The following is an 11,894-nucleotide window of genomic DNA, read 5'->3' on the forward strand; positions in this document are numbered from 1 at the left end:
ACCATAATTAGGAAAAGATAAATAAAAAAACTTTTAATTTTGAGATATAAAAAAATTTTACTTCTTTTTTATATCTCAAAGTTAAAACCTTGAAATAGCTATTTAATATGTTTGACAATAAATATACTCTTAAAAAAAGTCAAACAAGGATAATTTTTATCAAATTATTGTTCATTGACAAAAAACTTTGTTTATGAAAAAATAATCTTTGTTAATAAAAATTAATGATGTCAAAAATCAGATTTAGCCACTGTAGCTCAGTTGGTAGAGCATAGGACTGAAAATCCTTGTGTCAGGAGTTCGATTCTCCTCGGTGGCAATATAAATAAAAGAATTTTTCTATTATGATGTAGGCCAACTATAAAAGAAATAAGAGTAAACCTTAAGTCTAAATTGTTAAAGACTATACAAACTGATACAATAAGGAGGCATGTTTGTATCTTAAATGCTAAAGCATAAGATAAAATCCCTGCATTATAAATTCAATTACTTTAAACAACAATACTTACAAGAGGGCCTCTAATGATTCTCAAAGAAATAAAAAAAGTAGAAAATTTAACAGAAAAGGATATTATTTTTTCAAATATTGGGAATTGGGCCAAATTAAGCACAAGAGTAAATGAAAAAATAATCACATTTTTACACAAGGGTAATGTTCCACACATATCAGTAATAAACAATTATGAAAACATTCCACATGAAACATTAATAAATATAATTAATGAAGAACTCCTAAACAATGAAATAAATTCTTTAAAAGAAGAGCTAAAAGAAGCATTAGGTGATATATATAAACCATTCTCAGAAAAAGACAAAATGTTTACAATTTCTGGGAAAAAAACATTAATTAATTTAAATACACTAATGGAAAGAGAACCCGATCCTATCTACTTTAAGGAAATAATTGAGGGAAGTTTCAAGATTTTACCAAAACACAAAATACTCTCTATTCAAAAGATATTACTAAAAATCTATGATTATTTTAATTTTCAAAAATTAACAGACAAAGACAATCCTAATAATACAAAAACAATAAAAAAATTATATCTACACTCAGTAAGAAGGGATTATGAATTTTACGGAGAACAAATAAAAACAGAAGGCGACTCCATATTAACACATGCAATTGATACTACAATCTACTTTTTAATAACTATTGCACAGCTAAATAAAGAAAGGGCTGCAAAAGACGCACCAAGATCAACTTCAAAATTTTTTATTGACAAATCACACTATACAGAATTCACAGAATTTTTTTACGATAATGATATTATACTGCAAGCTGCACTTGGGGTGTTATTACACCCAATTGGGCTCATGCATACCACAATATTACAAAAACTAAGAGACAAAATTAGTCTTAAGAATAAAGATATAACAGAAAAAGAAATGTCCAAAATAGAACTTATGGAGAAAGGTATTAATATTGCTAAAAATCTATTCAGAATGAGAGAAGATATTTCTGCCATTACAAAAATGATAATAAATGGACAAAAAAACTATCTCAACATCAAACATTATACAGAAACACCAACAAAAAAATTTATCCATGAACTCATCAGAATTTTTTGCATAATAGATGTCTACGACGAAATGGTGAATCCTATAATAATCAAAGAACCGGTTAATCCTTTAGAAGCTATTGAATTTTTAACTAAAAACAGTGAAAAATATCATTGGACAAAAGATAAACCAGAAGAATATTTAAAAAACAAAAAATTTGACATAGAAATGTTAAAAAATTTTTTAAAAATACTTGCACCATTCGACTATGGAACAATAGTAGATGTATACATAAAGAATTGCAATGAACCTTTATTTAAAGCAGTTGTTTTTCAATACACAACGGGCATTTTACCTATTTTATCTATCATAAAACAAAAGGATAAATCTTATAAAATTGGAGAAATACTATTAAATCTTGAATCTAAAGAAATCATTATAAAGGGACAAGATGGAGGAACTAAGACAAGTCCATTCAAAAATTCTGATCAATTTGAATTAAGACACAATATTGAAGAACTTAAAAATGATGAATTTCAACTCTTGACTTCTGTGCAAGATTAATAGATTCTAATACAAGATTCGACTTTAAAAAAATCAAGCCTTGAGCCTCCATATTTTCTACAATCATATCTAGAAAGTCTCAAAATATTGTTGTCCAAATTTTCCCTTGACGGATAATGAATAATAATTTTTGCATCTTTATTTAAATTTTCATTTTCCGATATGATTTTAAGTAGATTTTCTTTAAAAGAATAGCTAAAAGGAGGATCAAGATAAATAAGGTCATAAAAAAGATCATTCTTACTAAGAAACAACTCAGCCTTCCTGAAAAAAAACCTGTAAGGTTCATTCACAACCTCAAAATTCTTAATTAAAATATCTTTAGAAAACCTATTACAATCAACAAGATGAGCAAGACTAGCGCCCCTACTTAAAGCCTCAAGAGACATTATCCCCGTACCTGCAAATACATCAAGAAAATTTGACCTTACAATCTGATTAAAAAGAATAGAAAAAAATGCTTCTCTAACAACAGCCATCACAGGACGTACAACACCTGTTTTAGGAAAAACAACCTTCCACCCCTTATACTTACCTGCACTAACATGCATAAGGACAAATTCTAAATCATTTTAAAAAAAAATCAAATATTTATAATCTAAATATTTGATATAATTTTATTTAAAAGAGACAAAATATGAAAGGCATTATTTTAGCAGCAGGATATGGAACAAGGTTTTTACCCATAACAAAAACTATTCCAAAGGAAATGTTGCCAATTTTAAATAAACCGTCCATCGACTATATTATTGACGAATTTATTAGTTCTGGAATCAAAGAAATACTAATAATAACCTCAAGAAGAAAAGGGGTCTTGGATAATTATTTTGATAGAGAAATTGAACTTGAAACTGTATTTACAAAAGAATGTAAAAACGATTTGCTAGAAAAAATAAAACTCAAAAATATTAATATTAGTTTTGTAAGACAAAATGAAATGATGGGCACAGGTCATGCTTTACTACAGGCAAAACCTTGGATAGGAATTAAAAGTGTAATAGTTGCATACCCCGACGACTTACATATAGGATCCCCACCCCTAACAGCACAACTAATAGAATTACACAAAAAAACTGGAAAAAACATATTGTCTGTCATCGAAAATCTTAAAGACATTAACAGATACGGAGTAATAGCATTAAACAAAGATAATATCCATGTAAAAGACATAGTAGAGAAACCAGAAATTGGAAAAGAACCAAGCAACAAAGCATCTATTGGAAGATTTTTATATACCCATGAATTCTTCGAATTTTTAGAAGAAGGGTTTAAGATCCACCAACAAGGAGAATATCACCACATTTATGCTTTAAAAAAACTAATGTCTGAAAACAAAGTACTATACAAAAAAATAGAAGGTGAAAGACTTGATATAGGCAATATCGAAGGATATTTAGAATCAATAATCAAAATAGCAAAACGAGATGATAAATTATTACAAATCATCAAAAATTCACTAAGGACTTAAATGAAGATAGTAACTAAATATCATAAATTCTATGATGCTCTTAACACACTAAAAAAATACATAAATATAAATATAGAAGAAAAAATTTTAAGATATAGTATCTTATCAAAACTTTATAAACTTAACGAAGAAGAAATCAAGAACCTTATTAAAATAAGTCAAGATTACGAACCTAAAAAAAATAAAATAAATATCACACTTGAAGAATATTATTATGAGAAAATACAAGACAAAAGAATAAAGAATTGGATATTAGACATAATTAAAGAAAAAAATCTACTACAAATAAAAAAAGAAACAAATCTTATTAGCAAAAGGCCTGGGATAACATATAAATTAAACTCCACCAATTTTCTAAAAATAATTGAAATACAAAATAATAATACACACACGCAAGAGAAAAAAACATTATATAAACAATTAATATTAAATTTCTCTAGCAACTTAAAAACAGATAATCTAGAACCAACAATAGATATATTAATAGCTGTAAAACATAGAAATAAGGAAAAAATTAAACACATACTAAAATATAATCAATCATTCCAAAGATTATTTAAATCAAGCTTAAAAAATAAACAAAGTAGAGTCATTAAACTAAAAAAATTACTCATTTTAACTTACTGGCCAGTAGGATGTCTATCAAAATCACTTTTCAATAAAATTTTAACAAAAAATTACAGATACATAATAGACGAAGTTTTAACTTTAAAGTACGATGAAATTTTAAAATATTTAAAAACAATCAAAACTTTGAGTCTTAATGAAATTTTTTATAAAGGATCAAATAAAAACTCTAGTTTCAACTACTTTCTAAGTGAATTTGTAAATTATACCCCAAAAAATTTTCAAAATACTTTAAAAACTTATTTATTTTCACTTGAAAAAACTGCCATAAAACAATACCTAGAATGGTTTTTTAAAGACAAAGTGCCAAATGAATGGAAAGATTTTATCCTTGCAATTGAATATATTGAAACGCATAAACTACTCAATCTAAATTCAAATATCAAAAATATCATCACATCAAAATTTAAAGCAGAAGAATTTTTTGTATCTTTTGAAAAGATGAACTTTAACCCATATACAAGTTCAAAAATATTTCAAAATAAACATATAAAAAAAATATTCCTACAAAATGTAATAAATTACATCAAAGACAATACAACAAAAATCGACACATATGGATGGATTGCATTTTACATCTATGCAGATAAAGATGATAAGGCAAAATTTTCAAAAGAAATAAAAAACTTTTTTGAAAGAAAAAATTTTGAAATTCAAAATCAAATATTTGTATATTTTCTATCCTTTTATCCAAATATTGATAAAAAACATTTCGAATTCATATCAGAAATAATGTTACATCTTGATGAAGATAAAATCACAGTACCTCAAGAAATAATAAAAATTCAAAAAACAAGTACCCACAAATTAAATTATTGTAAATCATATATTTTTATCAAATCATTAACTTCAAGAACAAGAGTATTTAAAATATTACATAAAAATATCAAACCAGAACTTTTATTTAAGCTAGAAGCAGTTAAAACCGAAACATTACTACCAGCCATATGCTATATTACTTATTATTCAAAATCAGATGCATTAAAAGAAGACCAGAACATGTCACCCGAACAAAAAGAAGAAATAATAAGATTCATTACACTTTTAACTAAAGAAAAAAATAAATTTGATCTCAAGACACTATGAAATATAGAAATGAAATATAGAAATATTTGATTTAAAGTAATAAAATAATACTCATAAAAGATATGAAGAAATATTTACTATTGCTTAAAAATCTGATCACCTTGTTTATTTTATTACTTAATTCAAACCTGGCATACTCTCAAAGACTCATTAAAATTGGACAAGAAGAGATAAAAAATAAAAATTATGTACAAGCAATAAAAATTCTCAGTGAAGCCATTCAGAAATATCCAAAAGTACAAAACGGATACTATCTTTTAGCAATAGCCTATAGAGAAAACAATCAATTAACAGAAGCAGAAGGGGCTTTGCTTGATGGAATTGCAATAGGAGGGGAAATTGATTACAAGTTATATTTTGAATTGGGCAACATAATGTTTAAACGAGGCAAAGGTTATTATAATCTAGCAATTAAATATTACTCCAATTCAGTTAAAAACATGCCCAATTACGAGAAAGCACTTCTTAATAGAGCAAATTCTTATGTTGAACAAGGAAAAATTAATTTTAAAGAAAAAGATTACAAAAATGCATGGGATTCATACACAATGGCAATCCATGATTACTCGCAATTTATTACACTAAAATATGAAAGTGAAAAAAAAAATGATATTCTCCACATGATAACTCTCTTAAGAAATAAGAAAGCTGCTCTTGAAGAACTTGACAAAAGTCTCAAAAATAGAAGTGAATACATTGCTAAAGAACAGCAAAAAGATCTTGACTCAAAATCTAAATCCGACTCAAAAGAGCAACCTGACACCAAAGACAAATCTAACTCAAAGTCTAAACCCGACTCAAAAGAGCAACCTGACACCAAAGACAAATCTGACTCAAAGTCTAAACCCGACTCAAAAAAGCAACCTGACACCAAAGACAAATCTAACTCAAAGTCTAAACCCGACTCAAAAGAGCAACCTGACACTAAATACAAATCTGACTCAAAGTCTAAACCCGACTCAAAAAAGCAACCTGACACCAAAGACAAATCTGACTCAAAGTCTAAACCCGACTCAAAAGAGCAACCTGACACCAAAGACAAATCTGACTCAAAGTCTAAACCCGACTCAAAAAAGCAACCTGACACCAAAAACAAACCTGACTCAAAGTCTAAACCCGACTCAAAAGAGCAACCTGACACCAAAGACAAATCTGACTCAAAGTCTAAACCCGACTCAAAAAAGCAACCTGACACCAAAGACAAATCTGACTCAAAGTCTAAACCCGACTCAAAAGAGCAACCTGACACCAAAGACAAATCTGACTCAAAGTCTAAACCCGACTCAAAAGAGCAACCTGACACCAAAAACAAATCTGACTCAAAGTCTAAACCCGACTCAAAAGAGCAACCTGACACCAAAAACAAATCTGACTCAAAGTCTAAACCCGACTCAAAAGAGCAACCTGACACCAAAGACAAACCTGACTCAAAGTCTAAACCCGACTCAAAAGAGCAACCTGACACTAAATACAAATCTGACTCAAAGTCTAAACCCGACTCAAAAAAGCAACCTGACACCAAAGACAAATCTGACTCAAAGTCTAAACCCGACTCAAAAAAGCAACCTGACACCAAAGACAAATCTGACTCAAAGTCTAAACCCGACTCAAAAGAGCAACCTGACACCAAAGACAAATCTGACTCAAAGTCTAAACCCGACTCAAAAGAGCAACCTGACACCAAAGACAAACCTGACTCAAAGTCTAAACCCGACTCAAAAGAGCAACCTGACACTAAATACAAATCTGACTCAAAGTCTAAACCCGACTCAAAAAAGCAACCTGACACCAAAGACAAATCTGACTCAAAGTCTAAACCCGACTCAAAAAAGCAACCTGACACCAAAGACAAATCTGACTCAAAGTCTAAACCCGACTCAAAAGAGCAACCTGACACCAAAGACAAATCTGACTCAAAGTCTAAACCCGACTCAAAAGAGCAACCTGACACCAAAAACAAATCTGACTCAAAGTCTAAACCCGACTCAAAAGAGCAACCTGACACCAAAAACAAATCTGACTCAAAGTCTAAACCCGACTCAAAAGAGCAACCTGACACCAAAGACAAACCTGACTCAAAGTCTAAACCCGACTCAAAAGAGCAACCTGACACTAAATACAAATCTGACTCAAAGTCTAAACCCGACTCAAAAAAGCAACCTGACACCAAAGACAAATCTGACTCAAAGTCTAAACCCGACTCAAAAGAGCAACCTGACACCAAAGACAAACCTGACTCAAAGTCTAAACCCGACTCAAAAGAGCAACCTGACACTAAAGACAAATCTGACTCAAAGTCTAAACCCGACTCAAAAGAGCAACCTGACACCAAAAACAAACCTGACTCAAAGTCTAAACCTGGAAATAAGCAAACAATACTTAAAGAAAAATTTAAAGATAATTTAAAAACAAATTCTTTAATTGAACTAGACAAAATTAATTGGCAAGAGGAGTTGAATATAGATGAATAAAAGAAAAAACTTATCCACACTAATAATTCTAATAATATTGCTTATTGCTTCATTTGGAGGCCTTGGTTATTACATATACAAAGAACGTCTAAATAAGAACAATCAAGCAATAATGCTAAATGAAATCAAAAACAGTGTTATGGATAGAAATTATAAAAAAGCATACTCAATAACAAAAATTCTAAAAGACAAATACCCACAAAATACAGATATTGCAATGCTTGAAAATACTTTATCAGAACTTGCAAACACAAGTCCTTTTGAATCAAAAGATTTAAAAAGAGACACTGCTAATCAAATATTAGATAAAATACAAGGAAAAGAGCAATCCATACCTATTAACAATGAAAATTCTGAAATTGCTTTTAATAATAAATATATCAAAGACACCACAAAAATAGAAAATTATGCTGATAGAAAAAATGATACTGGCATTGAAAACGAAGACATTCTAAAATTCACTCAAAAAACAGTACCTAAAAAATTAAACAACAATATAGGTCAAACCTCAAAACCACAAGAAACAAATCTAAATGACAATAAATCTATTGAAAGCAAAAAAAATCTATTTAACTTAAAAAAATTAAAAGAAAATCTTAACAAAGAATTAAATCAACCTAAAACCACTCATTTAAACACTCCAAAACAAGTCATAGAAACACAAAAACAAAACGAAGACAAACTTACAAAAAAGAATATAAATGATTTTAGCGAAAACAACACAAAAAAAATTGATAAAATTAACAAAATCGCTCCTATTCTCAAACCAGACACTAAAATAGAAAACACAAATAAAAAAAATGATCCTAAAAATCAAATAATAGAAAAAATAGAAAGACCCTATAGTTATGTAATAAAAAAAGTACTCTATGAAATACTAGATAATATTAATACTGGAAACCCCTCACTTGCTAAAGAAAGACTTAATGAACTCATCAAAAAAGGATTGAGTGATAAGTTCAATAACGTCAATGACTTAATTGATAAACAAAAAAACCAAGAAGCAGCCAATCTCTTAATTAAACTAATCAAACAAGATATTGAGCCAAATTCAATTAGCATAGAAAAAGCTCCTTTAGAAAAGGAGCTTTTAAAACAAAAAAACCCCAAAGAAGAAATTTATCATACAAAAAACCAGTCAATCAATAAGCAAACAAAAATACAAGAAAAATCTAAAATACATGAAAACAATCCTAGACAAACCTCAACAGATTTACAATCTCTTAAAATGCTAGCATCAGTAAATGAAGAACAAAAAAACTTCAAAAAAGCCGAAGAAATTTATGAAAAAATTGCAAATCTTACAAATAAAGCAGAAGACTATTACAAAGTTGGAATAATTAAATTTAAACTTAAAAAATATGAAGAATCAATAAAAGCATTTGACAAAACAATATCAATAAATCCAAAACACAAAAAAGCACATACAAATAAAGGGACAAGCTTAATATTATCAAACAAACCAAAACAAGCCATCGAGGCTTTCAAAAAGGCAACTACAATCGACCCAAATTATGATACGGCATACTACAAAAAAGGAATAGCAGAAGAACAAAATGATGACAAACAAAATGCTTTCTTAAGTTTCAAAAAAGCTTATGAGATTACAAAAAATCCTCATTATGCTTTAAAAGCAGGCATTACTGCAAATCATATTGGTGACTTCAAAAACAGTGAAAAATACCTAGACAAAGCAAGTACTTCTATAAAAGAAAAAAACGATATTATGTTTTATAACCTAGCAATAGCAAAATTTGAAAATAATAATCTTAATGAATCACTACAAAGCATTAACAATGCTCTTGAAATAAACCCAGAAAAACCAGAATATCTATATTTAAAAGCATCCATTTACTTGACCAAAGAAAATTATAATGAAGCAATACCACTTTACAATACTGTAATTTTAAAAAACCCTGAAAATATTACAGCTTATATCAATTTAGCAAGAGCATATGAAAAGCTCGGAAATGAACAAAAAGCAATTGCAATTCTTGAAAAAATTAGCAATAAAAATCATTTACTAGCATTAAACAATCTTGGCATACTTTATAAAAACCAAGGAGAATACCAAAAAGCAATAAAAACTTTTCAGAAAGCAGAATCTCTATCAAGTGTTGAAGCAAAATACAATCTTGCAACTGCTTTGATTGCTATCAAAGATAATAAAAGAGCCATGGAAAAACTAAAAGAATATATCAAACTAAATCCAAACAACCCAGAAGCTCTACATGCATTAGGCATAATAGAATATAATGATAATGGAAATGACAAGATACTTAAAGAAGTTATCAAAAAATTTCCCACTTACAAACAAAATCAAACAATAATAAAAATAATAGGCAAATGAATAAAATAAAATTTTTAGATAAAAATCTAGTTCAAAAAATAGCAGCAGGAGAAGCCATAGATAGGCCTTGCTCTGTTCTAAGAGAACTACTTGATAACGCAATAGATGCGGAAGCAGATAAAATTGAAGTTTTTCTTGAAGAAGGTGGTATTCGAAGGATACTAATAACAGATAATGGTAGCGGACTAAGCAAAGAAGACTTAAAGATATGTTACTTACCCCATACCACATCAAAAATAAATGAAGAACAAGACCTTGAAAAAATACAAACATTAGGATTTAGAGGAGAAGCCCTTTCAAGTATCGCCATTTGTTCAAATCTCACAATAACAAGTTCAACCACAGGAGAAAACAGTTATCAAATTGAAATTGAAAATGGAATTGAAAAATATTTTAAAAAACAATCCGCAATAAATGGAACAATAGTAGATGTTACAAATCTATTTCACAATTTTCCAGCAAGGAAAAGATTCCTAAAGAAAGACTCTATAGAGACAAAAATGTGTCTAAAAGTTTTTGAAGAAAAGGCGGTTACTCATCCTGGTATTGACTTCAAATTAAGTATTAACAATACATTAAGAAAAGTTTACTTTAAAGAAAGCTTAACAGATAGGGTTCAAAGTGTATATGGAGAAATAATAGAAAACAATAAATTCGGCAAAATAGAAACAGAATACGAAAATGTACAAATGAAAATATTCTTCGCCCCACCCAACTTCTCACGCAAAGACAGACGAAATATAAAAATTTTCATCAACAGAAGACTTATTGAGGAAAAAAACTTAGCCGAAGCAATCATCAATGGACATAAGAGGATATTAACCAATAAAAATTTTCCAATATGCTACTTATTTTTAGAAATAGATCCCAAACATGTAGATTTTAATATACATCCTCAAAAAAAAGAAGTACGATTTTTTAACCTACCATTTCTTCCTAAGCAAATTTCAAACAATATTAACGAATTCTTTGACAGAGAACAAAAAGAAATTTTACAAGATTACAATAACATAATAATAAAAAGACAAATAACGAATGATGCTAATCTAGCAAATATTGAAGATGATTTAAAAAATTCAGATTTCCAAGCTTATGAAATAACACAAAATGAAGCATTGATTCTAGATAAACCACAAAACAATAAAATAACAAACATAATAGAAGACAAGGTAAAATTTGAAAGCCAAAAAGATAAACCATCATTCAAAAATTATATTCAAAATGTTCTCCTTAAAGATTCTACGATGATAAATGATTATCAAAAACCAATAGAAAAACATAAATTTAACTATATGGGACAACTATTTTCAGAATTCTTAATAGTAGAAAAAGATAATACGGTGTATTTCATAGATCAGCATGCGCTTCATGAAAAAATAATATATCAAACTCTCATAAATTCAGAAAAAATTATCCAAAAACTTCTAGTACCAATTACATTTCAAATAGATTGTGAAGATACAGACAAAATACTAACAAGTGAGTTAGAAGAATATAAAAAACTAGATATTATAGTAACCAAAATCAAGGAACAAACTTATCAACTCGAATCAATTCCCAATATATGCAACAAATACGAAAATGTTATCATTCAATTTTTAAAGACAAGACAAAGCAAAACAATTGATTCGCTGAAAGCCGATTTATATGCAACTATCGCATGTAGACAAGCTATTAAATGTAACGACACAATAAGTTTTGAATTTAGTCAATTTTTAATAAATGAATTTTTCAATCTCAAACTAAAGCATTGCCCACACGGAAGAAAAATTTATCATACAATCTCTAAATTTGAACTTGAAAAAAACGTTAACAGAAAATAAAA

At 28.6% G+C, this 11,894-nt stretch carries 7 protein-coding genes, 1 tRNA gene and 2 pseudogenes; 9 read left to right on the top strand and 1 reads right to left on the bottom strand.

Going from position 1 to position 11,894, the window contains the following annotated elements:
- Nucleotides 1–246: 246 nt before the first annotated feature.
- Together bcCo53_RS00995 and bcCo53_RS01000 are read left to right on the top strand one after the other, a co-directional pair.
- Nucleotides 247–319 (top strand) — tRNA-Phe (locus bcCo53_RS00995).
- A 203-nt stretch (nt 320–522) separates the two neighbouring features.
- Nucleotides 523–2,067, top strand: coding sequence for an HD-GYP domain-containing protein (locus bcCo53_RS01000; protein ID WP_025407873.1), 1,545 nt, complete (start codon nt 523–525; stop codon nt 2,065–2,067).
- Here bcCo53_RS01000 and rsmD read toward each other — a convergent pair.
- The gene (gene rsmD / locus bcCo53_RS01005; protein ID WP_025407874.1) at nt 2,064–2,618 is read right to left on the bottom strand and encodes a 16S rRNA (guanine(966)-N(2))-methyltransferase RsmD; all 555 of its coding nucleotides are present in this window, start codon (nt 2,616–2,618) and stop codon (nt 2,064–2,066) included. The genes bcCo53_RS01000 and rsmD overlap by 4 nt on opposite strands.
- A gap of 86 nt (nt 2,619–2,704) precedes the next feature.
- Here rsmD and bcCo53_RS01010 point away from each other — a divergent pair, with 86 nt between their 5' ends.
- From bcCo53_RS01010 to mutL, 7 genes and pseudogenes are all read left to right on the top strand, one after another.
- Complete coding sequence (locus bcCo53_RS01010; protein ID WP_025407875.1) at nt 2,705–3,535, top strand: sugar phosphate nucleotidyltransferase; 831 nt, start codon at nt 2,705–2,707, stop codon at nt 3,533–3,535.
- Nucleotides 3,536–5,248: a BB_0208 family protein gene (locus bcCo53_RS01015; protein ID WP_028328168.1), complete on the top strand. Its 1,713-nt coding sequence runs from the start codon at nt 3,536–3,538 to the stop codon at nt 5,246–5,248.
- A gap of 62 nt (nt 5,249–5,310) precedes the next feature.
- Nucleotides 5,311–6,000 (top strand): annotated as a pseudogene (locus bcCo53_RS08840) (tetratricopeptide repeat protein); the annotation flags it as partial.
- Nucleotides 5,936–7,654 carry a DUF3106 domain-containing protein gene (locus bcCo53_RS01025; RefSeq protein WP_246938350.1) on the top strand — a complete coding sequence of 573 codons (1,719 nt, stop codon included), beginning with the start codon at nt 5,936–5,938 and terminating at the stop codon, nt 7,652–7,654. The pseudogene bcCo53_RS08840 and the gene bcCo53_RS01025, both read left to right, overlap by 65 nt.
- Nucleotides 7,612–7,719, top strand: a pseudogene (locus bcCo53_RS08875) (tetratricopeptide repeat protein); the annotation flags it as partial. The gene bcCo53_RS01025 and the pseudogene bcCo53_RS08875, both read left to right, overlap by 43 nt.
- On the top strand, nt 7,712–10,069 hold the full coding sequence (locus bcCo53_RS01030; RefSeq protein WP_025407877.1) for a tetratricopeptide repeat protein: 2,358 nt from the start codon (nt 7,712–7,714) through the stop codon (nt 10,067–10,069). The pseudogene bcCo53_RS08875 and the gene bcCo53_RS01030, both read left to right, overlap by 8 nt.
- The gene (mutL, locus tag bcCo53_RS01035; protein WP_025407878.1) at nt 10,066–11,892 is read left to right on the top strand and encodes a DNA mismatch repair endonuclease MutL; all 1,827 of its coding nucleotides are present in this window, start codon (nt 10,066–10,068) and stop codon (nt 11,890–11,892) included. The genes bcCo53_RS01030 and mutL overlap by 4 nt, the downstream gene beginning before the upstream one ends.
- Nucleotides 11,893–11,894 lie beyond the last annotated feature (2 nt).

It is taken from the genome of Borrelia coriaceae (genome assembly GCF_023035295.1).
GTDB lineage: Bacteria > Spirochaetota > Spirochaetia > Borreliales > Borreliaceae > Borrelia > Borrelia coriaceae.

Coding starts and splice junctions, on each gene's coding strand:
- bcCo53_RS01000 (WP_025407873.1), top strand. CDS start 523: ATGATTCTCAAAGAAATAAAAAAAGTAGAAAATTTAACAGAAAAGGAT.
- rsmD (WP_025407874.1), bottom strand. CDS start 2,618: ATGCATGTTAGTGCAGGTAAGTATAAGGGGTGGAAGGTTGTTTTTCCT.
- bcCo53_RS01010 (WP_025407875.1), top strand. CDS start 2,705: ATGAAAGGCATTATTTTAGCAGCAGGATATGGAACAAGGTTTTTACCC.
- bcCo53_RS01015 (WP_028328168.1), top strand. CDS start 3,536: ATGAAGATAGTAACTAAATATCATAAATTCTATGATGCTCTTAACACA.
- bcCo53_RS01030 (WP_025407877.1), top strand. CDS start 7,712: ATGAATAAAAGAAAAAACTTATCCACACTAATAATTCTAATAATATTG.
- mutL (WP_025407878.1), top strand. CDS start 10,066: ATGAATAAAATAAAATTTTTAGATAAAAATCTAGTTCAAAAAATAGCA.